The organism is Variovorax sp. 05L425 (genome assembly GCF_056397705.1).
Genome location: NZ_JBFTNY010000024.1, coordinates 1 through 22,197 on the forward strand (window position 1 = coordinate 1; position 22,197 = coordinate 22,197).

Here is a 22,197-nt window from a genome sequence, read left to right on the forward strand (position 1 = left end):
GCTGCCGACAAGGGAAGTTTCGATGTGCTGTTCGAGGCCAGCGGCAACGAGCGTGCCCTGCGCGGCGCCTTTGATGCGATCAGGCCGCGCGGGATCATCGTGCAGTTGGGCCTGGGTGGAGAGATGACCTTGCCGATCAATACCATCGTCGCCAAGGAGTTCGATCTGCGCGGGGCCTTCCGCTTCCATGAGGAATTCGCGATGGCGGTCGAGTTGCTCAACAAGGGGCTGGTCGACGTGAAGCCGCTGATTTCCGCGACGCTGTCATACCGCGATTCGGCCCGCGCCTTTGCGCTGGCGGCCGATCGGACGCAGGCGATGAAGGTGCTGCTGAACTTCGAGTGAACGCGGCACCCTGCGCCACCCGGCGCCGGTTTCGTGGGTCGCGCCTGGGATGCCGCCCGGCTGAAGATGAAGTGGTGATCGCGGCGCTGGTTCAATTTGCAACACCTGCTCCACTCCCGCACGGGGACCCGCGCATCGGGTCACGTCACTGTGGAGCACTTCGGTCGCAAAGCCATTGCGCCACAACGACTTGCATCGCCTGGCACGCGCTGGCCCGGCGATTGCGAAGCAGTCCATGCGTTCCTTCCTCAACTTCAATGGAGATGAATTCATGGACATGGCTGAAATGCGCAATCTCGGCATTGGTGGATGTCGCGCCGAATGCGGATGAATTCCTCCGCATGAGGGTGCAGCGCTTGCTCGAGGCCTGCCCCGGCTTCGTGCAGCAATACGCGCGCTACGCCGGCTATCCCGCGCGCTCGGGGCCGCTGACAGAGCGCATGGTGGAGTTGATCTATGTGGCGCTCGATTCATCTTCTTCGCATCTTTTCGAATCTGGCCTGCACACCCATATGAAGCGGGCGCTCGAGGTCGGGGTGACACAGGCCGACATCTTCGATGTGCTGCATCTGGTTGCCGTGCAAGGCGTCGCCAGCGTATGCCGGGCCACCGACATCCTGGGCGAGTTCACCGACCTGACCCGTTTGGCGGCCATCGATGAAAGGCTTCAGGCCCGCATCGACAGGCTCGGTGCGGCGCACGCCCTCTCCCTGACCTCCGTGGCGCGTCTCGACCCCGGCTATGCCGAAGTGCTTCTCGACTTTGTCGAGCAAGGCGGCCCCGGCGCGGGGTTGACCCCGGCGGAGCGCAGCCTGGTACAGCTGGCATTGCATGCGTGCTTCACGGCTTTCAATCCGGACGCGATACGGCAGATCGTGCCCACGGCACTGTCGCAAGGCCTGGCACCGGGCGAATTGCTGCAAGCCATCCAGATGGGCGCCCATCTGGCGGTGCATGGCACGGCACTGGGCACCAACGCATACCGGCAAATTTCCACCTCCAAGACAAGCTGAGCGCTCACCTGCCGAGTTGATAATGCGACACCCACGTCGATCCCCCACGTGGGCGGCCGTCAGAGGAGTTCTTCAAGCAACATGCAGACCGATGAAAAACCAGTCTTGAAGTACCCCTTCAAGTCGGCACCCGAACGCGGCAACATCCTGGAAGTGGCACCGGGGGTGCATTGGATCCGCATGCCGCTTCCCTTCAAGCTGGACCACATCAATCTCTGGGCGCTCGACGACGGTGACGATTGGGCATTGGTGGACACAGGCATCCGCGACGAGGAGACTGCCAGTGTCTGGCGCGAGTTGTTTGCCAACTATCCGAAGCGAGGCGCGCTGAAGCGCATCTTTGTCACGCACATGCATCCGGACCATATCGGCATGGCCGGTTGGCTCACGCGCAAGCTGGGTGCGCGCCTGTGGATGACACGCCTGGAGTACCTCACGTGCCGGGTGATGGCTTCGGACAGCGGACGGGAGGCGCCGCCCGAAGCGCTTGCCTTCTATCGCCAGGCGGGCTGGAGCGAGAACGCGATCGAGTCCTATCGTGCACGGTTCGGCAGGTTCGGCCACCAAATCCACACCCTGCCCGATGCATTCGAGCGCCTGAGCGACGGCATGGAGCTGCGCATCAACGGCAACATCTGGCGCGTCGTCACAGGCAATGGACACTCACCCGAGCACGCCTGTCTATATTGCCCGGCGCTCAAGGTGCTCATCTCGGGCGACCAGGTGCTGCCGCGCATTTCGTCCAACGTGTCCGTCATTCCGACGGAGCCCAACGCCAATCCGATGGCCGACTGGCTGGCTTCGCTCGCGAAGATCCGCCGCGAAGTGCTGGACGACGTGCTGGTGCTGCCCGCGCACAACGAGTGCTTCCATGGCTTGCATGCGCGCCTCGACTACCTGAAAGCTTCGCAGCATCGGGCGCTCGACAAGCTCGAAGCGAGCCTTGAATCGCCCCAACGCGTGGTGGATGTGTTCACCCCTCTCTTCGGCCGCCCCATCGACGAATCGCAAATGGCTGTGTTCGGCATGGCGACGGGCGAAGGCATCGCTTGCCTTAACTACCTCGTTCAGGCCGGGCGTGCCGTCAAGTCGATCGACGCCCAAGGCATTGCCTGGTACCGCAGAAGCGCTTAAAAGCCGCCGCAGAGACGCGCAATTCCCTTCCGGCCATGCGAGGCCATGGCAGCAAAAAGCAATTGCATTTTCGCGAATAGCGGAAGGGCCGGGCGGCATCTGGGAGCGCCTGCAGTACGACTGGTCAGAGGCCATCGAAGCCCGTCAGCCTTGATCCTCCCTGCGGCGGGCTTCATGAGCCCAATGACTGTGGGAATGGGTCCGGCCGTCGTGCGCCAGACTCGCGTCACTCGATCGAGCGGGAAGCGCGCTCGGCGTCCGCAGTGCGCTCGCCATCGTTCGGCGGCAGCAGCGAGGTATGAACCTTCGCGGGAAGCTCGGAGAGCGCCTTCGCGTCGATCTTGCCGACGAACTTCCATCCCTGCGGAAGCTTGACGAAAGCGAAGGCCGTTGGCGGGTCCACGAAGACGTCGAAGTCGTGAACCTCGACAGGTGCAGCCTGGGCCGAAAGAGCCGCCAAGGCGATGCCGGCAGCGACGAAGAGTTTGCGGGTGATCATGAGGGTTCCTTGGGTTGATGTCAGGTGGATGATTGCGAGTCGAAGTCGTCAAGAAGTCAGAACTGGGTGGTCCGTATACCCTTGCGCTCCTGAGGCCGAGAGCGGGTCGTAGATCGTCTCCGCCACCAGCGGATTCAAGGGCGCACCGATCCTCAACCGTCGCACCAGGTCGGGATTGGAGATGTAGTCCTTGCCGAAGCCGACAGCGTCGGCCAAGCCTTGTGTCGCGGCCTCGTTGGCCGCGGCAAAGTCGAAGCCGTCGTTCGCGATCACGGCACCTCCGAATGCTCTCTTGAGTTTCCCCAGGAGCGCACCGGGCCCGCGGGACTCACGGATGAAGAGGAAGGCAAGCTTGCGCTTTCCGAGTTCGGCTGCCACGTAGGGGAACGTGATCTCGGGATGGCTGTCGGACACCCCGTGGCTCGGAGAACGCGTCGCGAGGTGCATTCCGACCCTGTCCGCACCCCACACGCTCACGACAGCATCGGTCACCTCGAGCATCAGCCTTGCGCGGCCTTCGAGGCTCCCGCCGTAGCCATCGGTCCGGTGGTTGGTGCCGTCCTGGAGGAACTGGTCGAGCAGGTAGCCGTTGGCTCCGTGAAGTGTCACTCCGTCGAACCCCGCCGCCTTCGCGTTCTGCGCACCTGTCCGAAACGCCTCGATAACTCCCGGGATCTCCTCGAGCCCCAAGCTGCGTGGGACGACGTACGGGCGTTGCGGCCGCAGCAGCGAGACGTGACCCGGCGCCGCCAACGGGCTCGGCGCCACTGGCAAGTCCCCTCGCAAGTGCGAAGGGTCGGAGATGCGCCCGACGTGCCAGAGCTGCGCCAATATGCGTCCCCCCGCTGCATGTACTGCGTCGGTGACGAGTCGCCAACCGGCCACCTGCTCCGAAGTCCAGATGCCTGGAACGTTCAGATACCCGACGGCCTGAGGCGACACCGGTACGCCCTCGGTGATGATCAGTCCCGCGTCCGCTCGCTGAGCGTAGTACTCGGCCATGAGGCGATTGGGCACATGCACTGGTGCCCCGGCCCGCAACCGGGTGAGCGGCGCCATGACGATGCGGTTCGGCAGATGGACGCAGCCGAGCAGGAGGGGATCGAAAAGGGTGGGCATCTGAACGCTCTGATGTGGCAAATGAGGTTCAGGCAAGAGTAAGGGCGCCGTGCGCGAAGACAAACGCCCTGACTGAAAAGCCGAATTTCAGAAACGACAACGATCCCTTGCTCACGCCGCCATGCGCTGGGGCGGTGGCCCGATCACGGACGCCAATGGTCCCTGTTCCGCGGCAAGGCCGATTGGTACGGAAACGGAAACGCCGTGTCATCGGATGGTCCGTGCCGGCATCCACCGACAGGAATATCTTTGAGGCCATGCGAGCAATGGGCTCGCCCACATTCAGGAGCTGCCATGTCCACATCGCTTCATTCCGAATTCAACCTTGTACGGCCGTCGAAGCTGTCGGTTGAACGGGCCCGCGCGCTCGCTGCTCAGAAGCTTCCGGTAGCGCTGACTTTGGCCGCAATCATTCTGTCGGTGCTCGGTATCAGGCCGTAGTGGGAGAGCGCCAAGCACGGCGTCGCCTGGGAGCAGGCCCAGGCACGCAAAAGGCGAAGCAACCGATCTGGTCAGTCGGGATGTCTGGCGTCCAGGTGGCCGGACTGCCGTCGTGGCGTCCAGAGCGCCACGGAGTCCGCGACCATCGCGCGCCGCTCCGCCGCAGCAAGCTCCCCGGCGACCCAATCGGCGTGTCGATCGCGAACGGAGTCCAGCGCTTCTTGTCGAGCTTGCGCATTCATGCAAAGCCAGCGCGGGGCTGCGGATCCTCCTGAGGCTTGGGCCAGGAGTGCAGCCGCAAAAGCCTCGAGCGTCAGATCCGGGCGCGGCGCTGTGTTGATGCGTTCCTGATTTCCACTTTCAGCCGGCATGTGCACTCCTGGGTCAGTCGGGCCGCGAAGTATAGGAATGAACCTCGATGATGCGGTCGTCGTGTTCGTAACCAAAGGAATCCGAGCGTGGCCAACCGCAGGTTCACGCCGCGATCAGATCACGCCGCGCTCAGCACCCCACGGCGCAGCTGATCGCGCTCGATCGACTGGAACAGTGCCTTGAAGTTGCCTTCGCCGAAGCCGTCATCGCCCTTGCGCTGGATGAATTCGAAGAAGACGGGACCGCCGAAAGCCGTCTCTGAAAAGATCTGCAACAGCAGGCGCGGCTGTCCGCCTTCCGTGGTGCCATCCAGCAGGATGCCGCGCGCCTGCAGTTCGGCCACCGGCTGGCCGTGGCCCGGCAGGCGCGTTTCCAGCATCTCGTAGTAGATGTCGTTCGGCGCGGTCATCAAGGGCACGCCAGCCAGGCCAAGCTGGTCGATGGTGTCGATCAGGTTGTCGCTGAGCAGTGCGATGTGCTGGATGCCCTCGCCGTTGAACTTCATCAAATACTCTTCGATCTGGCCGGAGCCCTTTGAAGACTCCTCGTTCAACGGAATTCGGATCTTGCCGTCCGGCGCCGTCAACGCCTTCGACGTCAGGCCCGTGTACTCGCCCTGGATGTCGAAGTAGCGGATCTCGCGGAAGTTGAAGAGCTTCTCGTAGAAGTTGGCCCAGAAGGCCATGCGGCCGCGGTAGACGTTGTGGGTCAGATGGTCGATCAGCTTCAGCCCGTGGCCGATCGGATGGCGGTCGACGCCTTCGACGAACTCGAAGTCGATGTCGTAGATCGACTTGCCATCCTCGAAGCGGTCGATCAGATACAGCGGCGCACCGCCAATGCCCTTGATGGCCGGCAGCCGCAGTTCCATCGGACCGGTCGCGATCTCGATCGGCTGTGCGCCGAGCTCAAGAGCACGCGCATAAGCCTTGTGCGAATCCCTGACGCGAAACGCCATGCCGCAGGCCGAAGGCCCGTGCTCGGCGGCAAAGTAGGCCGCAGGACTGTTGGGCTCGCGGTTGACGATGAAGTTGATGTCGCCCTGGCGGTAGAGCACCACGTCCTTCGAGCGATGCTTCGCCACCAGCCGGAAGCCCAGCTTCTCGAAGAAGGGCTCGAGCGTGTTGGGCGTCGGCGACGCGAACTCGACGAACTCGAAGCCCATCAGGCCCATGGGGTTCTCAAACAGATCTGTCATGGATGTGCCTATCAGACGAGCTCGGTCAGTGCGTTCTCGAACGCGGTGCGGGCAATGCCGGTGTGGTCGCTGGAGCGCACATGGCAACGCTCGAGCGCCGAGGCCACGGTGGACGAGACGTCGTCGAAGATCGCCTCGTCGGAAATCTCCACGTTGTCCTGCATCAGGAACGCGAACGCGCGCGCCATGCCGCAATTGGCGATGAAGTCGGGAATCACCGCCACCTTCGAATCGGCCTGCTCGTAGATCGGGCCGTAGAAGATCTCGCGATCGGCAAAGGGCACGTTGGCGCCGCTTGACACGACTTCGAGACCGCCCTGGATCAGCTGCTCGATCTGCTGCTGCGTCACCAGGCGCGATCCGGCGCAAGGCAGGAAGATTTCCGCGCCCGCGCACCAGACAGCGCGATGGATCACGTCGAACGGGAGCATGCCCTTCGCGGCCAACTGGTTGCCCTTCTTCTGCAGGAACAGCGTGCGGATCTGTTCGAAGCTGAAGCCATCGGGATTAAGCAACCCGCCCTCGCGATCGATGATGCCGACCACGCGTGCGCCGGCCTGCGCAAGGTAGTAAGCCGCGGCGGAGCCGACATTGCCCCAGCCCTGCACGATGACGCGCTTGCCCGCAACCTCGCCGCCGTAGAGCCTGTAGTAGTGAAGCACCGATTCGGCCACACCCCAGCCGGTGATCAGGTCCGCCACCAGGTACTTGCGGGCGGGATCGGGCGTGTAGCGCGGATCCTCGACGACCTTGGCCACGCCCATGCGCAACTGGCCGACCTTCTGGATTCGCTCGCTGTCGCTGGGCTCGAAGTGCCCGTTGACCACGCCCTCCTGCGGATGCCACAGCCCGTAGCTCTCGGTGATCGGGATCACCTCGTGCACCTCGTCGACATTCAGGTCGCCGCCGGTGCCGTAATAGGTCTTGAGCAGCGGCGTCACCGCCTTGTACCAGCGCCGCAGCACCTCGTTCTTGCGCGGATCGGCGGGATCGAAATCGATGCCCGACTTCGCGCCGCCGATGGCCGGGCCGGAGACGCTGAACTTGACTTCCATGGTCTTCGCCAACGACTCCACCTCGCGCCGGTCGAGCCCCGGGCGCATGCGCGTGCCGCCGCCGGCAGCGCCGCCGCGCAGTGAATTGATGACAACCCAGCCCTTGGCGGGCGTCTCGGCGTCGTGCCATTCAAAGACGATCTCGGGCGCCTTGTTCTCGAAACGGTTCAGCAGTTCTTTCATCTCTATCTTTCAGGTTCTCTGGCGTCAGGCCAGAAGCAATTTGTCGTCGTCGAGTTTTTCGCCGCGCGTCTTCTCGAACATGTGCAGCAGGTCGGGCACGTCCATGCAGGCGCGCTCGGGTCCCTTGACGTCGAGGATCACGCGGCCTTCATGCAGCATCACCGTGCGCGTGCCGTAGTCGAGCGCCTGGCGCATGCTGTGCGTGACCATCATGGCCGTCAGCTTGCCGGCCTCGACGATCTTCGCGGTGAGTTCGAGCACGAAAGCAGCGGTCTTCGGATCGAGCGCGGCCGTGTGCTCGTCGAGCAAGAGAATGCGCGACGGCTGCAGCGAGGCCATCAACAGGCTCACCGCCTGACGCTGACCGCCGGAGAGCAGGCCCATCCGGTCAGCCAGGCGGTTCTCGAGCCCGAGGTTGAGAATGCTCAGCTTCTCGCGGAAGAGTTCGCGAAGCTTGCGCGTCAGCGAGAAGCCGAAGCTGCGGCGCGCACCACGCTTCCACGCCAGCGCCATGTTCTCCTCGATCGTGAGCGCCTCGCAGGTGCCCGCCATCGGGTCCTGGAAGACGCGCGCGACCAGGTCCGAGCGCTGCCATGCCGAGCGGCGGGTGACGTCGCTTTCGTCGATCTGGATGCTGCCGCGATCGACAGAGAGGTCGCCGCTCACGGCATTCAGGAAGGTCGACTTGCCGGCCCCATTGGAGCCGATCACGGTCACGAACTGCCCCGTGGGGATGCTCAGGTCCAGCCCGCGCAGCACCCGGTTCTCGATCGGGGTGCCGGGGTTGAAAGTGATTTCCAGGCCTTTGGCGCGCAACATTACTTGGCCTCCTTGACGACGCGTGTCGGATTGGCGCGCACACCGGGCCACAGGCCGGCCAGCTTGCGCTTGTAGGTGGGAACGAGCAGCGCGAACGCGACCAGCACGGCAGTCACCAGGTTCAGGTCCTGGGCCTTGAGGCCGATGAAGTCGCTGTTGAGCGCCAGCGCGATGAAGAAGCGATAGAGCACCGCACCGAGCACGCAAGCCAGCGTCGTGATGACCAGGCTGCGCGCCGGCAGGATGGTCTCGCCGATGATCACCGCGGCCAGGCCGACCACGATCGTGCCGATGCCCATCGAGATGTCGGCGCCGCCCTGGCTCTGCACGAACAAGGCCCCGGCCAGCGCGACCAGCCCGTTGGACAGCGCCAGACCCCACACCGTCAGCCGGTCTGTCGAGATGCCCTGCGCCCGCGCCATGCGCGGATTGCCGCCGGTGGCGCGCATGGCCAGGCCGACTTCCGACGCAAAGAACAGGTCGATCAGAACCTTGGCGGCGACCACGATCGCCAGCAGCACCAGCGGCTTGAGCACGTAGTCAGGCAGACCGCCGAATTCGAGCATGGTGAAGACCGTCGGCTCGTCGATCAGCGCAATGTTGGGCTTGCCCATGACGCGCAGGTTGATCGAATAGAGCGCGATCATCACCAGGATGCTGGCGAGCAACTGCATGATGCGCAGGCGCACGTTGAGCCACGCCGTGAGGTAGCCCGACAGCGCGCCGGCGACGATCGCCGCCGCGGTGGCGGCAAACGGATTCCAGCCCGCGACGATCAGCGCCGCGGCCACGGCACCGCCCAGCGGGAAGCTGCCGTCGACCGTGAGGTCGGGGAAGTTGATGATGCGGAACGAGAGGAAGACGCCCAGGGCGACCAGTCCGAATATCAGACCGATCTCGATGGCGCCGAGGGAGGCAATCAGCGACATATCCGTTGCGCCCGCTTACTTGACGACGACCTGGGCCGACTTGACGAGCTCATCCGACAGCGTCACGCCCTGCTTCAGCGCAGCAGCCGGATTGACGTGCAACTCGAAGGTGTTGCTGGTCTGCGAAGCGATCGTGCCCGGCGCCTGTCCCTGAAGAATGCGCACCACGATCTTTCCGGTCTGGTGGCCGATGTCGTAGTAGTTCAGGCCCAGCGCCGCGACGGCACCGCGCTTGACCGCGTCGGTATCCGCCGCGACCACCGGGATCTTCGCTTGCTGGGCCACCTTGACGATGCCCTCGAAGGCCGACATCACGTTGTTGTCGGTGGGCGCGTAGATGACGTCGACCTTGCCGACCAGGCTCTGCGCCGCACTCGCCACGTCGACCGTGCGCGCCGCGGCGCCTTCCACCAGCGTCATGCCAGCGGCCGGCACCGCCTTCTTCAGCGCCTCGATGATCGCCACCGAATTGGCCTCGCCCGGGCTGTAGATCACGCCGACGCGCTTCGCGTTGGGAACGACCCGCTTGATCAACTCCAGGTGCTTGTCCAGCGGCGAAAGATCGGACACGCCCGTGACGTTGGTGCCCGAAGCCTCCCAGCCCTTGACCAGCTTGGCCGCGACCGGATCGGTGACCGCGCTGTAGACGACCGGGATGTCCTTGCTCGCCGCGACCACGGCCTGCGCCGACGGCGTCGCGATCGCGACGATCACGTCCGGACGCTCGCCGACGTACTTGCGGGCGATCTGCGCGGCCGTGCCGTTGTTGCCCTGCGCGCTCTGATATTCGTACTTGAGGTTCTTGCCGGCTTCGAAACCGGCCGCCTTCAGCTCATCCCTGACGCCGTCGCGCACGGCGTCGAGCGCCTTGTGCTCGACGATCGCCGTGACCGCGACCGACTTCTCGGCAGCAAAACTGGGCGCGGCGGCGGCGGTGGCGACGGCGGCGGCGATCAAGGCAAGGGAGGAACGCAGGAAAGAATGTTGCACGTTGAGGTCCTTGTGAGAAATAGTCGGCGTAGTTCAATTTAGAAAACTGCCTCGACCGAGAACCTGTTTGATCCCCGTCCCGGAGCCGCCTTCAAGGAAGAGAAGTGTGAACTTCCGCACGGAAAATCTGTTTTCATCGAGGGTTGGGGCGAACCCTCAGGCAAGCAACATAATTTCTCGTTCATAACAAAAAAGGAGAAGATCTTGTACGAACCAGAATTCGATCGCATCGACCGCAAAATCCTCGCCTTCCTGCAGGAGCACGGGCGCGCGTCCAACCTGGAACTCGCCGAGGCTGCGGGGCTGTCGCCCGCCCAATGCCATCGCCGCCACCGTCGGCTGGAAGAAGCGGGATTCATCTCGCGCTATGAAACGCGCCTGGCCCCCGCGCGGCTCGACCTGCACGTGGTGGCATTCATCCTCGTGGCGATGGAGAAGGGGCATATCCGCGACCTGTCGAAGTTCACCGACGTGGTCATCGACATGCCGGAAGTGCTCGAGTGCTACTCGATCACCGGCGATTACGACTTCGTCATCAAGGTCATTGCGCGCGACCTCAAGGGGCTGTCGCAGTTCCTGATCGACAAGCTGATGCGACTGCCGGGCGTGGACGGCGTGCGTTCCAGCGTCTGCCTGGATGAGTTCAAGTGCACCAGTTCGCTGCCGCTGCCTGAATGACGGCGGCGTCCCCGCGATCGGCGCGCTCGGAGCAAAATGGTCGACGCCATGACAGGCGACCTTTTCGCAAGCAATGCAAGCAACGCAAGCGAAGCGCCGGTGCTCCCGGATCGCTCTGGCCAACTATTGCAACTGGTGCGCGACCTGGCCGACGAGTTGCATCGCGGCAGCGGGTCCGCGACAAGCCTGGGCCTTGACCATTCGCTCACGCGCGACTACGGGCTCGACAGCCTGGCACGCGCCGAGTTGCAGGTGCGGATCGAACGCGAGTTCGGCACGACGTTCGCCGAAGCATCGTTCGCCGAAGCCGAGACACCGCGCGATCTGCTGGGCGCGCTATCCCTCGCGCCCGCTGGCGGCGGCTCATCTGTCACCACCACCCCAGAGCCTGCCGCCGAAACGACCGAAATCGGCTACCCGCCGGATTCGATCGCGACCCTTGTCGACGTGCTCGACTGGCATGTCGAGCACCATGGCGACCGGCTGCTCGTGACGCTCGATTCCGATCAGGGCCCGACCACCCAGCTCAGCTACGCGCGCCTGCAGATCGATGCGCTCGCGGTTGCCGGCTGGCTGGCCGAGCAAGGCTTCGGCGCCGGCGACAAGGTGGCCGTGATGTTGCCGACCGGCAGCGATTTCTTCGCCGCGTTCTACGGGGCGCTGTACGCCGGCTGCGTGCCGGTGCCGCTGTACCCGCCGGCGCGGCTGTCGCAACTCGAGGATCACCTGCAGCGCCTGTTCGGCATCCTGCGCAACGCCGAGGCGACGCTGCTCATCACGGTCGCGCAGGCGAAGCCGCTCTCGCGCTTGCTGACGGCGCATTGCGAGACGCTCAGACAGGTGGTGACGATCGCCGACCTGTTCACGGCGGACGTGTCCGCAGAGTCTTTCGTGCGGCCCGCGATCCGCCCCGATGCCACCGCGTTCCTGCAATACACCTCGGGCAGCACCGGCAGCCCGAAGGGCGTCGTGGTCAGCCACGCCAACCTGCTCGCCAACGTTCGGGCGATGCGGCGCGCAGCGCGAATCACGAGCAGCGATACCTTCTTGTCGTGGCTGCCGCTGTACCACGACCTCGGGCTGATCGGCGCCTGCATCGGCAGCCTGTGTGTCGGCTACCGGCTGGTGCTGATGTCACCGCTGGAGTTCCTGGCAAGGCCGGCGCGCTGGCTGTCGGCCATCGACCGCCATCGCGCCAGCGTTTCGGCGGCGCCCAATTTCGCCTACGAGCTGTGCCTGAACAAGCTCGCGGATGCCGACCTCGAAGGCCTCGACCTGAGCAGTTGGCGGCTCGCTTTCAATGGCGCCGAGCCGGTGAGCGCAACGACGATCGAGCGCTTCGCGTCGCGCTTCGCACCTTACGGATTCCGGCGCGAGGCGATGTTCACCGTCTACGGACTGGCCGAAGGCGTGCTCGGCGTCACGTTCCCGCCGCTCGGCCGCGGTGCGCTCATCGATCGGGTCGACCGCACCGCGCTGCGCGAGCGCGGCGTCGCCCGGCCCGCTGCAACCGACGATGCGCAGGCGTTGCAAGTCGTTTCCTGTGGATTGCCGCTGCCCGGGGTCGAGGTGCGTATCGTCGACACGGCCTCGCAGGAACTGCCCGAACGTGAGCAAGGCCGGGTCCAGTTTCGCGGGCCATCGGCGACCAGCGGCTACTACCGCAATCCGGCCGCGACCGCAGCGCTGATCGACGGCGGATGGCACAACACCGGCGACCTCGGCTACTTCGCCAGTGGCGAGTTGTATCTGACCGGCCGTGCAAAAGACGTGATCGTCCGCCGCGGCGCCAACATCCACCCTGCCGACCTCGAATCCGCGCTCGCAAGCCTGCCGGGCGTCCGCAAGGGGGGCGTCGCGGTGTTCCCGGCGACCGATGCACAGGGCGGCAGCGAGCGGCTCGTCGTGCTGGCCGAGGTGCGCGCCACCGACGCGCAGGTGCACCACGAGATCAAGGCCGCGATCACGGCAACCACCGTGGACCAGATCGGGATGCCGCCCGACGACATCGTCCTCGCGCCGCCGGGAACGGTGCTGAAGACCTCGAGCGGCAAGATCCGCCGCGCCACTGCGCGCGAGCTCTACGAGCAAGGCGCGCTCGGGCGTTCGCAGCATGCGCCCTGGCGCCAGCTCATCCGGCTCGTCACCGGCGCTGCGGCCGCGCAGGCGCAGCGAAGCACACGCAGCGCCGCGCGACTCGCCTGGGGGTGCTGGGCCGGGGTGATTTTCTTGCTCGGCGGCATCGGCGCCTGGCTGACAACGATGGTTCTGCCGGACATCGCGCTGCGCCGCCGCGCGGCGCGTGCGTGGGCACGAGCGGCGACTCGGCTTGCCGGCGTCCATGTGCGCATCGAAGGGCTCGAGCGGCTGCCGGCTTCGAGCGCTGCCCTGGTGGTCGCGAACCACTCGAGCTATGCCGATTCGATCATCCTCACGGCCGCGCTTCCGCCGCGTTTCGCCTATGTCGCCAAACGCGAGCTGGAGGCAACCGCCATGCTCGGCGTGATGCTCAAGCGGCTCGGGGCGGTGTTCGTGGAGCGTGCCGATCTCGCCGGCGCCGTCGAAGACACGGCGGCGCTCGAATCGCATGCGCGCGCCGGCGAGCCGCTGATCGTCTTCCCCGAGGGAACATTCAGACGCGCGCCCGGCGTACTGCCCTTCAAGCTCGGCGCCTTCGTGGTCGCTGCACATACCGAGACGCCGGTGATCCCGGTCGCGTTGATCGGTACGCGGTCGCTGCTGCGCCCCGGGCAGTGGCTGCCGCGCCGCACGGAGGTCGTGATCGAGGTCGGCTTGCCGATCGTCGCGTCGCAGCACGACTGGAGCGCTGCGGTCGCACTGCGCGATGCTGCGCGGCATGCGATCCTCGAGCGGGTTCCAGAGCCCGACACCGGCATCGAACTCGAACCCGTGGGTGCTCTCGCCGCTTGATGGAACCGGAGCGAGTTCACCGCCCCATCGCATCGCACGCTACGCGCAATGGCGCCGCACGCGCGCTGGCAACGCTCGCATCCACACGGGCGCCCGCATTTCTGCGTTCCGCGTCCTTGATCAGCTCATTCAGGCACGCCGCTTCTCGCAGTTGCTCGTAGCAAACGCGATAGGCCGCGCTGCTGGGATGCACACCGTCGAGCGAGAAGTACATCGAAGGCTCGTTCGAGAACGGCTCCTCGCCGCGCTGCCGGAAGACGCTGAGGAAAAGCACTCCGTACCGCGCGGCCATCCGTTCGAACAGCATGCAGGCGCGGTAGGTCTGCAAACTCGCCCACCATGACCAGGGCGCCATGAACACCGGCGCGAGGCCGAGATTGGCGCTGCACAGCCAAAGCACTTTCGTGCCGAGGCGGGTCAGTTCCGGCAGCAGGACATCGGCTTCGAGTGCAAGCCGCCCCATGGGCGTCAGGCGCAACACATCGTTGCCTCCGACCAGCAACAGAATCAGGTCGTAGGGCGGTGCAGCTTCGTCTGCCGCCAAAACGCTCACTTGCTTGCGCACGTCTTCGAGCCGCGCGCCGCTCACCGCCAGGTTGGTGATCTCGACCTGCGGATGCTCGGCGCTCAACATCCCCGGAATGGTTTCGCCGGGCAGGTTGGCGCCCAAGCCCACGCCGGTGCTGTCGCCCAGCACCAGCACCCGCGCCAACGGCTGCTCGGGCTTGCATTCGTAGGGACGGTGCACGGACCAGGTGGTGCGGGCCGTCCGGAGGGCGTGGCGCATCCGCAGCCACTGTGCCGCGGTGACGGATACGAGCGCGATGCCAGCCATCGCCCCAGCCATCGCCGCGCCCGCACGCAATGCACGGAACGCCATCATCGACGCCTCCTTTTCTTCGCTTCGACTGCGTTCATTTTGTGACGAATCGCAGCGCGCCGCTTGCCGGAACAAAGGTCCCCTCGGTGCAGGACGACGCCGCGCTCGCGGCGCGAGCACGCGCCGGCCGAATGCTCCAAAACCCTGATTGATTTAATTAACGATGTAAATACGATCAAACAATCAGAACACCATCAAGCATGTCTTCAGCACCCACCATCGCCGACATCGCACGGACTGCCGGCGTAGGCACGGCCACGGTCGACCGCGTGCTCAACGGGCGCCCCGGGGTCAATGCCGAAACGGTGCAGCGCGTGATGCAGGTGGTCGAGGAACTTGGCGCCCCGCAGCAGCCGGGCCGGCCACGCCGCGGCGCGAATGCGCGGTTCGCCTACGTACTGCCCGCGGACCCGACGCCCTTCCTCGATCTGGTCGAGCGGCAGATCGCACAGGCGGCGGGCGATTTCCGGCATGCCCACATCACCGAGGTCACGCATCGCATGGACGCCACCGACCCCGCGCGCTTTGCCGAGGAACTGGCCCAGGTCGCCGATTGCGAAGGGGTGGCCGTGCTGGCGCCCGACATGCCGCCGATCAAGCGCGCCATCAACGAACTGGTGCGCGCCGGCGTCCACGTGGTGACCCTCTTCTCCGACGTGGCGGGTTCGATGCGCGAGACCTGCATCGGCGCCGACAACCGCGCCGCCGGCCGGACCGCCGGCCTGCTGCTGGGACGGATGGCCAACGACAGCCGACGCGACACGCTGCTGCTGTCATCGCAGGCGACCCGTCTGTCGGCGGAGATCGAGCGGCGCATCGGCTATGCGCACGCCATCGAGGAACGCTTTCCGAAGCTGCGCTTGGTGCGCACGCCCGACCTGCCGGCCGATGACGACGGCGCCTGCAAAGCGTTGCTGCAGGCATTGCAGAACGAGATCGATCCGGCGCGCGTGGCGGGCATCTACAACGTCGGCTCGGGCAGCGCGGGGGTTGCGCGCGCCATGGCGGAAGCCGGGCTGGCGCCGCAGGCTGGCGTGGTCGTCCACGACTTCACCGACGCCCATGCCTCGCTGCTGGGCGCGGATTCCCTTTCCTATGTCCTGCACCAGGACATTCATTACTGCGTGTTGACGGCTGCGCGCGTGCTGCGCGCGCTGTGCGAGAACGTTCGCGGCGCACTCAACGTGGTGCAGCCGCGCATCGAGATCCTGACGGCCGAGAACCTTCACTGAGCGGACGCCCGGTATGTGCCCCTGAACCCAACCTTTGGAGACAGACCATGAAATCGATGTCCAAGATGCTCCCGGGGGTGATCGCCCTCGCCGCTGCCACCGTGCTCAGCCTGACCGCGGCCGACGTGCGCGCTCAGGACAAGACCATCACCCTTTGCTGGGCTGCCTGGGACCCGGCCAACGCGCTGGTCGAACTCTCGAAGGACTTCACCACGAAGACCGGCATCAAGATGAAGTTCGAGTTCGTGCCGTGGACCAGCTTTGCCGACCGCATGCTCAACGAGCTCAACTCCAAGGGCAAGCTGTGCGATCTCATCATCGGCGACAGCCAGTGGATCGGCGGCGCGGCCGAGCAAGGCCAGTACGTCAAGCTCAACGAGTTCTTCGACAAGGAAGGCATCAAGATGACGGACTTCGCGCCCGCCACCGTGGTGGGCTACGCGGAGTGGCCGAAGAACACACCCAACTACTGGGCGCTGCCGGCGATGGCCGATGCGGTCGGCTGGACCTACCGCAAGGACTGGTTCGCCAAGCCCGAGCTGCAGGCCGAGTTCAAGAAGAAGTACAACCGCGACCTCGCGCCGCCGAAGACCTGGACCGAATTCAAGGAAGTGGCCGAGTTCTTCCAGGGCCGCATGATCGACGGCAAGAAGGTCTACGGCGCCTACCTGTTCACCGAGCGCGGCTCCGAAGGCATCACGATGGGCGTCACCAACGTGCTCTATCCGATGGGCTTCAAGTACGAGGACCCGAAGAAGCCGTATGCGATGGACGGCTTCGTGAATTCGCCCGACGCGGTGCGCGGCCTGGAGTTCTACAAGGCGCTCTACAAGGGCGCCACACCGCCCGGGCTGACCAATGCCTACATGACCGAAGGCCTCGACGCCTTCAAGTCGGGCCAGGTCGCGATGATGATGAACTGGTTCGCCTTCTTCCCGGGCCTCTACAAGGACCCGAACGTCGGCGGCGACAAGATCGGCTTCTTCGTCAATCCCTCGGACAAGGCCAAGGGCGTGCAGCTCGGCGGCCAGGGCATCTCGGTGGTTTCCTATTCGCCGAACCGGAACGAGGCGCTGCAATACATCAAGTGGTTCGCGAACCCCGAGGTGCAGAAGAAGTGGCAGGCCATCGGCGGTTCGTCGGCTGCCAAGGCGGTGCTGAACGACCCGGCCTATCCGAAGAGCTCGCCGTTCGCGCAGCCGTTCCTCGACTCGATGGACATGGTGGTCGACTTCTGGGCCGAGCCTTCGTATGCTCAGTTGCTGCTGGCGATGCAGAAACGCGTGCATGACTACGTGGTCGCCGACAAGGGCACCGCCAAGGAGGCGCTCGATGCACTGGTGGTGGACTGGAAGAAGGTCTTCAAGGACGACGGCAAGGCCAAGTAACGCGCCCGGCCGCAGTCGCCATCCATCGTCGATGCAGAACCCGACCGTCATCGTCGTCCGCGCCGCGCAGGCCACGCCGCCCAGCGTGGCGGTGCGGATGCGCGGTCTCTCCGACCGCGCGATCGCATGGCTGTTTGTCGGCCCGACGATGCTGTTGCTGCTGGCGATCAACATCTTCCCGCTGATCTGGACGATCAAGCTGTCGTTCACCAACTACCGGGCCAACCGGCCCAACGCGACGGTGGTCGACGTCGGCATCGACAACTACGTGTCGGTGCTGACCGACCCCGACATCTGGCTGGCGATGCAGGCCACCGCCCACTTCCTGTTCTGGACCATCTTCCTGCAGGTGCTGATCGGCTTCGCGCTGGCCTACCTCATCGATCGCAAGTTCCGCGGCCACGGCTTCTGGACGACGATGATCTTGATCCCGATGATGCTGTCGCCCGCCGTGGTCGGCAATTTCTGGGCCTTCCTCTACCAGCCTCAGACCGGCCTCTTCAACTATGCCGTGTCGTACCTCTCGGGCGTGCCGGCCTCGTCGTTCGAGATGATCGGCTCGGTCAAGCTCGCGCCGTGGGCCATCATCATCGTCGACACCTGGATGTGGACGCCCTATGTGATGCTGATCTGCCTCGCGGGCCTGCGCTCGATCCCCGACTACATCTACGAGGCGGCCGAAGTCGACCGCGCCTCGAAGTGGCGCCAGTTCTGGTCGATCACGCTGCCGATGGTGCTGCCGTTCATCATGCTGGCGGTGCTCTTCCGCGGCATCGAGAACTTCAAGATGTTCGACATGGTCAACCTGCTGACTTCGGGTGGCCCGGGCTCGGCGACCGAACTCGCCTCGATCACCCTCAAGCGCGAGGCCTTCGAGAAGTGGCGCACCGGCTATTCGTCAGCCTTCGCCATCATCCTTTTCGTTGCGGTGTTCGGCCTGGCCAACATCTACGTCAAGGCCCTCAACCACGTGAAGAATCGCTGAGGCACCGCATGAGCATCGGTATCGGCATCAGCACCGCGCACTCCGTCGTCGAGCCGAGTTCGCGCACCCGGCTCGTCGCCGGCGCGGTCGTGGTGCTGTATGCGCTGGTCACGATGATCCCGCTGGTCTGGATCATCCTGACCGGCTTCAAGACGCCGACCGATTCGATCAGCTATCCGCCGAAGATCCTGTTCACGCCTTCGCCGCAGGGCTACTGCAACCTCTTCACGACCCGCTCGCGCCAGACGCCCGAATACATCGCCTCACTGCCGCCACCGACCGACGTCTGCGACAAGGTGGCGCGAGACGACCACATGGTGGTCGCCGGCCGATCGAACTACATCCCGCGCTTCGTCAACTCGCTGATCATCGCCTTCGGCTCGACAGTGCTGTCGGTGGGCATCGGCGTGATGGCGGCCTATGCGTTCTCGCGCTTCAATGTGCCGCTGAAGGACGACTTGCTGTTCTTCATCCTGTCGACGCGGATGATGCCGCCGATCGCGGTGGCGATCCCGATCTTCCTGATGTACCGCGAGCTTGGCCTGTCGGATACGCGACTCGGCATGATCCTGCTCTACAGCGCAGTCAACGTGTCGCTGGCGGTGTGGCTGCTCAAGGGCTTCATCGACGAGATCCCGCGCGAATACGAAGAGGCCGCGATGGTCGACGGCTACACGCGGCTGCAGGCCTTCCGCAAGGTGGTGCTGCCGCAGGCCACCACGGGCATCGTCGCGACCTCGATCTTCTGCCTGATCTTTGCGTGGAACGAATACGCCTTCGCGGTGCTGCTGACCTCGGGCACCGCGCAGACGGCGCCGCCCTTCATCCCGATCATCATCGGCGAAGGCGGTCAGGACTGGCCGGCCGTCGCCGCCGGAACCACGTTGTTCCTGGTGCCGATCCTGGTCTTCACGATCCTGCTGCGAAAGCACCTGCTGCGCGGCATCACTTTCGGCGCGGTGCGCAAATAGGAGTGCAGGAGTGCCAGACATGCCGACCGCCCCACCCTCCATCTCCCGACGCCAATGGCCGCGCTGGCTGCGCCGCGGACCGATGGAAGTCGTCGCCTGCATCGTGATCACCGCGGGCCTCGTGATGATGCTGCAGCCGCTCGCGATGCCGCTCTTCACCTGGTCGTTCATCACCACCCTGTTCGGCACTGCGCTGTTCATGGTCGTCTCCAAGTTTCCGGACTGAGCCATGGCCGAGATCCGCGTCCACCAACTGCACAAGGCCTTCGCCGACTTCACCGCGGTGAAGAATTCGAGCTTCACAGTGCGCGACGGCGATTTCTTCTGCCTGCTCGGTCCTTCGGGCTGCGGCAAGACCACCACACTGCGGATGATCGCGGGGTTGGAGCTGCCGACATCAGGCCAGATCTTCCTCGGCAACGAGGACGTCAGCTTCAAGCGCGCATCGGCGCGCGACATCGCCTTCGTGTTCCAGATGTTCGCGCTCTATCCGCACATGAACGTACGTCACAACATCGCCTTCCCGCTGGTCTCGCAAGGAATGGCGCGCGCCGAGATCCATCGCCAGGTCGACCAGGCGGCGCGCACACTGCGCATCACGCATCTGCTGGACAAGCCGGTGTCGCAGCTGTCGAGCGGCGACCGCCAGCGTGTGGCGCTCGGGCGCGCCATCGTCCGCCAGCCGATGGCTTTCCTGATGGACGAACCGCTCGGCGCGCTCGACGCCGAATTCCGCGAAGTGATGTGCCAGGAACTGCGCGCGCTGCACGACCGGCTGCACGCCACCACCGTGTACGTGACGCACGACCAGATGGAAGCGATGGCGATGGCCGACGTGATCGCCGTGATGAACGAAGGCGTGATCGAGCAGCTAGGTGCGCCGCTGGAGGTGTATGAGCGGCCGGCGAGCGTCTTCGTCGCCGACTTCATCGGCGCACCGTCGATGAACTTCCTGCCGTTCGAAGCGGGCTTTGCGAGTGGCGAACACGCGATCCGCATCGGCCCGGCGCAGATCGAAGTACCCATCCTGCGCGAAGACATTCCGCCGCGCGCATTGCTGTGCGGCGTGCGGCCCGAGCATCTTCGTCTCGAAGAAGCCTCGCCGTTGCGTGCCGAGGTGCTCGGGACCGAATACCTCGGCACGCGCACCGTCGTCACGCTGGTCACGGCGCAAGGCGCCACGGTCCGCGCCAAGGTCGACGTCACGCTCCCGGTGGCGCGCGGCGACCACGTCGGACTGGCCTTCGACGCCTCGGCGATCTCGCTGTTCGACGCGGCTTCGGGCCGGGCGCTGCGCACCGCCCGCGACGAGGCGCCGCAACGGACCCGGCAGGGAGCGCGCCATGGCTGAGCTTCGCCTCGCCAACGTCGGGAAGCGCTTCGGCGCAGTGCGGGCCATCGACGGACTGAGCCTCGACATGCCGAGCGGCGAGTTCTTCGTGCTGCTCGGTCCGAGCGGCGCCGGCAAGACCACCACGTTGCGGCTGGTGGCAGGCCTCGAAAAGCCGGACGCAGGGCGCGTCTCCATCGGCGGGCGCGACGTGACGGCGCTCGCGCCGGCGTTGCGTGATGTGGCCTTCGTCTTCCAGCAGTATTCGCTCTATCCGCACCTGAACGTCTACGACAACCTCGCCTTTCCGCTGCGCTCGCCCCTTCGCCCGATTTCCGAGAACGAGGTGCGCCGGAAGATCGAGGAAGTGGCACGCATGCTGCGCATCCACGACAAGCTGAAGAACCCCGCGACCCGACTCTCGGGCGGCCAGATGCAGCGCGTGGCGATCGGCCGAGCCCTCGTGCGCGACCCGTCGATCTACCTGATGGACGAGCCGTTGTCCTCGCTCGACGCCAAGCTGCGCAATGACCTCCGGCTCGAACTCAAGCGCATCCAGCAGGACCTCGGCGCCACCATGCTCTACGTGACGCACGACCAGATCGAGGCCATGACCATGGCCACCCGCATCGGCGTGCTCGACAACGGCGTGCTGGTGCAGGTCGGCACGCCGCAGCAGATCTACGAGAACCCGAGCAGCGCCCATGTGGCGTCCAGGCTGGGCTCGCCGCGCATCAACCTCGTTGCGCGGGCACTGGTGCCGGAACTCGACGGCCCGCCGCGCGCGGTCACCGTCGGCGTGCGGGCGGAGCATCTGAGGCTGCATGGCCAGACGACAAGCCCGGCGAGCCGGGCACACCGCGCCGCAAGAGTCAGGCGCATCGAGCGCCTGAGCGACCTGCACCTTGTGCACGTCGGCCTCGACGGCAGCGACCAGGAACTCATCGTCTCGGCACCCGCGAACGCAAGCTTCGCGCCGAACGACGCCGTACACGTGGAACTGGTGCGCCCGCTCTGGTTCGACGCCGAGGGTCTGCGCATCAGCGCGTGACCCAGGCAACATCATTGGGAGCACACATGGCCGACATCGACCTGATCCGGAACGCAACCCAGACGCTGATCGACCACGTCGATGAACTGACGGCCCTCGACCAGGCCATCGGCGACGGCGACCACGGACTCAACATGCGGCGCGGCGCGCTGGCCATCCAGGGCAAGCTCGACGAACTCGCCGGCCAGTCGCTCAACGAGGCATTGCGCACCATGGGCATGACCTGCATGTCGACCATCGGCGGCTCGTCGGGCCCCGTGTTCGGCACGCTGATGGTCACGCTCGGCAAGGAACTGCCCGACCCGCCGACGCCGAGCGCCATGGCGGCCGCGCTCGATGCGGGCATCAAGGCACTCACTCGTCTGGGCAAGGCCGAAGTCGGCCAGAAGACATTGCTCGATGTGCTCGACCCGGTGCAGAAGGTGCTCGCCGAAGGCGGCGATGGCCTGGCCGCCCGGGTTCGCGAATGCGCCTTCGCCAGCGCCGACTCGACCGCCGCGATGGACGCGATCAAGGGCCGCGCGTCCTTTCTCGGCGAGCGCGCACTGGGCCACGTCGATCCGGGCTCGCGTTCTGTGGCATTGATCATCGGCGCGATCTGTGACAGCCTGACCTCGCCGGCGCAACCGTCTTCCCTTTCCGCCTGAAAGCGCA

At 65.3% G+C, this 22,197-nt stretch carries 22 protein-coding genes; 14 read left to right on the top strand and 8 right to left on the bottom strand.

Features of this window, described 5'->3' with window-relative positions; genetic code table 11:
• The 3 genes from AC1DN9_RS23550 to AC1DN9_RS23560 form a co-directional block, all read left to right on the top strand.
• Positions 1-345, top strand: a 345-nt coding sequence (locus AC1DN9_RS23550; RefSeq protein WP_478104092.1) for a zinc-binding dehydrogenase, incomplete at its 5' end; no start/stop codon positions are given.
• A gap of 263 nt (positions 346-608) precedes the next feature.
• Positions 609-1,358: a carboxymuconolactone decarboxylase family protein gene (locus AC1DN9_RS23555; protein ID WP_478104094.1), complete on the top strand. Its 750-nt coding sequence runs from the start codon at positions 609-611 to the stop codon at positions 1,356-1,358.
• 81 nt (positions 1,359-1,439) lie between these two features.
• Positions 1,440-2,492: an MBL fold metallo-hydrolase gene (locus AC1DN9_RS23560; RefSeq protein WP_478104095.1), complete on the top strand. Its 1,053-nt coding sequence runs from the start codon at positions 1,440-1,442 to the stop codon at positions 2,490-2,492.
• A 226-nt stretch (positions 2,493-2,718) separates the two neighbouring features.
• Here the strand turns inward: AC1DN9_RS23560 and AC1DN9_RS23565 are convergent, their stop codons facing one another.
• Complete coding sequence (locus AC1DN9_RS23565; RefSeq protein WP_478104096.1) at positions 2,719-2,991, bottom strand: hypothetical protein; 273 nt, start codon at positions 2,989-2,991, stop codon at positions 2,719-2,721.
• A 48-nt stretch (positions 2,992-3,039) separates the two neighbouring features.
• Positions 3,040-4,110 carry an alkene reductase gene (locus AC1DN9_RS23570; RefSeq protein WP_478104097.1) on the bottom strand — a complete coding sequence of 357 codons (1,071 nt, stop codon included), beginning with the start codon at positions 4,108-4,110 and terminating at the stop codon, positions 3,040-3,042.
• Positions 4,111-4,404: 294 nt separating this feature from the next.
• Between AC1DN9_RS23570 and AC1DN9_RS23575 the strand changes: the two genes are divergently transcribed.
• Positions 4,405-4,551, top strand: coding sequence for a hypothetical protein (locus AC1DN9_RS23575; RefSeq protein ID WP_478104098.1), 147 nt, complete (start codon positions 4,405-4,407; stop codon positions 4,549-4,551).
• A 490-nt stretch (positions 4,552-5,041) separates the two neighbouring features.
• Here the strand turns inward: AC1DN9_RS23575 and hppD are convergent, their stop codons facing one another.
• The 5 genes from hppD to AC1DN9_RS23600 are packed head-to-tail and all read right to left on the bottom strand — an operon-like array spanning position 5,042 to position 10,097.
• Positions 5,042-6,121, bottom strand: coding sequence for a 4-hydroxyphenylpyruvate dioxygenase (gene hppD, locus AC1DN9_RS23580; protein WP_478104099.1), 1,080 nt, complete (start codon positions 6,119-6,121; stop codon positions 5,042-5,044).
• Between the two features lie 11 nt (positions 6,122-6,132).
• Positions 6,133-7,359, bottom strand: coding sequence for a Glu/Leu/Phe/Val dehydrogenase dimerization domain-containing protein (locus AC1DN9_RS23585; protein WP_478104101.1), 1,227 nt, complete (start codon positions 7,357-7,359; stop codon positions 6,133-6,135).
• A 24-nt stretch (positions 7,360-7,383) separates the two neighbouring features.
• Complete coding sequence (locus AC1DN9_RS23590) at positions 7,384-8,178, bottom strand: ABC transporter ATP-binding protein (RefSeq protein ID WP_478104102.1); 795 nt, start codon at positions 8,176-8,178, stop codon at positions 7,384-7,386.
• Positions 8,178-9,107 carry an ABC transporter permease gene (locus tag AC1DN9_RS23595; protein WP_478104103.1) on the bottom strand — a complete coding sequence of 310 codons (930 nt, stop codon included), beginning with the start codon at positions 9,105-9,107 and terminating at the stop codon, positions 8,178-8,180. The genes AC1DN9_RS23590 and AC1DN9_RS23595 overlap by 1 nt, the downstream gene beginning before the upstream one ends.
• 15 nt (positions 9,108-9,122) lie before the next feature.
• Positions 9,123-10,097, bottom strand: coding sequence for an ABC transporter substrate-binding protein (locus AC1DN9_RS23600; RefSeq protein ID WP_478104105.1), 975 nt, complete (start codon positions 10,095-10,097; stop codon positions 9,123-9,125).
• Positions 10,098-10,301: 204 nt separating this feature from the next.
• Here AC1DN9_RS23600 and AC1DN9_RS23605 point away from each other — a divergent pair, with 204 nt between their 5' ends.
• Both AC1DN9_RS23605 and AC1DN9_RS23610 read left to right on the top strand, forming a co-directional pair.
• A complete protein-coding gene (locus AC1DN9_RS23605; protein ID WP_478104106.1) occupies positions 10,302-10,775 on the top strand; it encodes an Lrp/AsnC family transcriptional regulator in 474 nt (157 codons plus the stop codon).
• Positions 10,776-10,823: 48 nt separating this feature from the next.
• Positions 10,824-13,706, top strand: coding sequence for a 1-acylglycerol-3-phosphate O-acyltransferase (locus tag AC1DN9_RS23610; RefSeq protein ID WP_478104107.1), 2,883 nt, complete (start codon positions 10,824-10,826; stop codon positions 13,704-13,706).
• 16 nt (positions 13,707-13,722) lie between these two features.
• Here AC1DN9_RS23610 and AC1DN9_RS23615 read toward each other — a convergent pair whose 3' ends face one another.
• Entirely contained in the window at positions 13,723-14,589 is an 867-nt protein-coding gene (locus AC1DN9_RS23615) for a GDSL-type esterase/lipase family protein (protein ID WP_478104109.1), read from the bottom strand.
• A 197-nt stretch (positions 14,590-14,786) separates the two neighbouring features.
• Here AC1DN9_RS23615 and AC1DN9_RS23620 point away from each other — a divergent pair, with 197 nt between their 5' ends.
• From AC1DN9_RS23620 to dhaL, 8 genes are read left to right on the top strand one after another with little or no spacing between them, the layout of a single operon-like run.
• Positions 14,787-15,818 carry a LacI family DNA-binding transcriptional regulator gene (locus AC1DN9_RS23620; protein WP_478104110.1) on the top strand — a complete coding sequence of 344 codons (1,032 nt, stop codon included), beginning with the start codon at positions 14,787-14,789 and terminating at the stop codon, positions 15,816-15,818.
• Between the two features lie 56 nt (positions 15,819-15,874).
• The gene (locus AC1DN9_RS23625) at positions 15,875-17,206 is read left to right on the top strand and encodes an ABC transporter substrate-binding protein (protein WP_478104197.1); all 1,332 of its coding nucleotides are present in this window, start codon (positions 15,875-15,877) and stop codon (positions 17,204-17,206) included.
• A gap of 31 nt (positions 17,207-17,237) precedes the next feature.
• A complete protein-coding gene (locus AC1DN9_RS23630) occupies positions 17,238-18,191 on the top strand; it encodes a carbohydrate ABC transporter permease (protein ID WP_478104112.1) in 954 nt (317 codons plus the stop codon).
• 8 nt (positions 18,192-18,199) lie between these two features.
• Positions 18,200-19,162, top strand: a complete 963-nt coding sequence (locus AC1DN9_RS23635; RefSeq protein WP_478104113.1) for a carbohydrate ABC transporter permease — start codon at positions 18,200-18,202, stop codon at positions 19,160-19,162.
• Between the two features lie 19 nt (positions 19,163-19,181).
• Complete coding sequence (locus AC1DN9_RS23640; protein ID WP_478104115.1) at positions 19,182-19,388, top strand: hypothetical protein; 207 nt, start codon at positions 19,182-19,184, stop codon at positions 19,386-19,388.
• A gap of 3 nt (positions 19,389-19,391) precedes the next feature.
• A complete protein-coding gene (locus AC1DN9_RS23645; protein WP_478104116.1) occupies positions 19,392-20,513 on the top strand; it encodes an ABC transporter ATP-binding protein in 1,122 nt (373 codons plus the stop codon).
• On the top strand, positions 20,506-21,543 hold the full coding sequence (locus AC1DN9_RS23650) for an ABC transporter ATP-binding protein (protein ID WP_478104118.1): 1,038 nt from the start codon (positions 20,506-20,508) through the stop codon (positions 21,541-21,543). Before AC1DN9_RS23645 ends, AC1DN9_RS23650 begins: the two co-directional genes overlap by 8 nt.
• Positions 21,544-21,569: 26 nt before the next feature.
• The gene (gene dhaL / locus AC1DN9_RS23655; protein ID WP_478104119.1) at positions 21,570-22,190 is read left to right on the top strand and encodes a dihydroxyacetone kinase subunit DhaL; all 621 of its coding nucleotides are present in this window, start codon (positions 21,570-21,572) and stop codon (positions 22,188-22,190) included.
• Positions 22,191-22,197: the final 7 nt, after the last annotated feature.

Excerpts from the sequence above, each read along its gene's own strand:
- AC1DN9_RS23645 (WP_478104116.1), top strand. The coding sequence starts at position 19,392 with ATGGCCGAGATCCGCGTCCACCAACTGCACAAGGCCTTCGCCGACTTC.
- AC1DN9_RS23575 (WP_478104098.1), top strand. The coding sequence starts at position 4,405 with ATGTCCACATCGCTTCATTCCGAATTCAACCTTGTACGGCCGTCGAAG.
- AC1DN9_RS23640 (WP_478104115.1), top strand. The coding sequence starts at position 19,182 with ATGCCGACCGCCCCACCCTCCATCTCCCGACGCCAATGGCCGCGCTGG.
- AC1DN9_RS23620 (WP_478104110.1), top strand. The coding sequence starts at position 14,787 with ATGTCTTCAGCACCCACCATCGCCGACATCGCACGGACTGCCGGCGTA.
- AC1DN9_RS23615 (WP_478104109.1), bottom strand. The coding sequence starts at position 14,589 with ATGATGGCGTTCCGTGCATTGCGTGCGGGCGCGGCGATGGCTGGGGCG.
- AC1DN9_RS23585 (WP_478104101.1), bottom strand. The coding sequence starts at position 7,359 with ATGAAAGAACTGCTGAACCGTTTCGAGAACAAGGCGCCCGAGATCGTC.
- hppD (WP_478104099.1), bottom strand. The coding sequence starts at position 6,121 with ATGACAGATCTGTTTGAGAACCCCATGGGCCTGATGGGCTTCGAGTTC.
- dhaL (WP_478104119.1), top strand. The coding sequence starts at position 21,570 with ATGGCCGACATCGACCTGATCCGGAACGCAACCCAGACGCTGATCGAC.
- AC1DN9_RS23590 (WP_478104102.1), bottom strand. The coding sequence starts at position 8,178 with ATGTTGCGCGCCAAAGGCCTGGAAATCACTTTCAACCCCGGCACCCCG.
- AC1DN9_RS23555 (WP_478104094.1), top strand. The coding sequence starts at position 609 with ATGAATTCATGGACATGGCTGAAATGCGCAATCTCGGCATTGGTGGAT.
- AC1DN9_RS23560 (WP_478104095.1), top strand. The coding sequence starts at position 1,440 with ATGCAGACCGATGAAAAACCAGTCTTGAAGTACCCCTTCAAGTCGGCA.
- AC1DN9_RS23565 (WP_478104096.1), bottom strand. The coding sequence starts at position 2,991 with ATGATCACCCGCAAACTCTTCGTCGCTGCCGGCATCGCCTTGGCGGCT.
- AC1DN9_RS23650 (WP_478104118.1), top strand. The coding sequence starts at position 20,506 with ATGGCTGAGCTTCGCCTCGCCAACGTCGGGAAGCGCTTCGGCGCAGTG.
- AC1DN9_RS23630 (WP_478104112.1), top strand. The coding sequence starts at position 17,238 with ATGCAGAACCCGACCGTCATCGTCGTCCGCGCCGCGCAGGCCACGCCG.
- AC1DN9_RS23610 (WP_478104107.1), top strand. The coding sequence starts at position 10,824 with ATGACAGGCGACCTTTTCGCAAGCAATGCAAGCAACGCAAGCGAAGCG.
- AC1DN9_RS23570 (WP_478104097.1), bottom strand. The coding sequence starts at position 4,110 with ATGCCCACCCTTTTCGATCCCCTCCTGCTCGGCTGCGTCCATCTGCCG.
- AC1DN9_RS23595 (WP_478104103.1), bottom strand. The coding sequence starts at position 9,107 with ATGTCGCTGATTGCCTCCCTCGGCGCCATCGAGATCGGTCTGATATTC.
- AC1DN9_RS23635 (WP_478104113.1), top strand. The coding sequence starts at position 18,200 with ATGAGCATCGGTATCGGCATCAGCACCGCGCACTCCGTCGTCGAGCCG.
- AC1DN9_RS23625 (WP_478104197.1), top strand. The coding sequence starts at position 15,875 with ATGTCCAAGATGCTCCCGGGGGTGATCGCCCTCGCCGCTGCCACCGTG.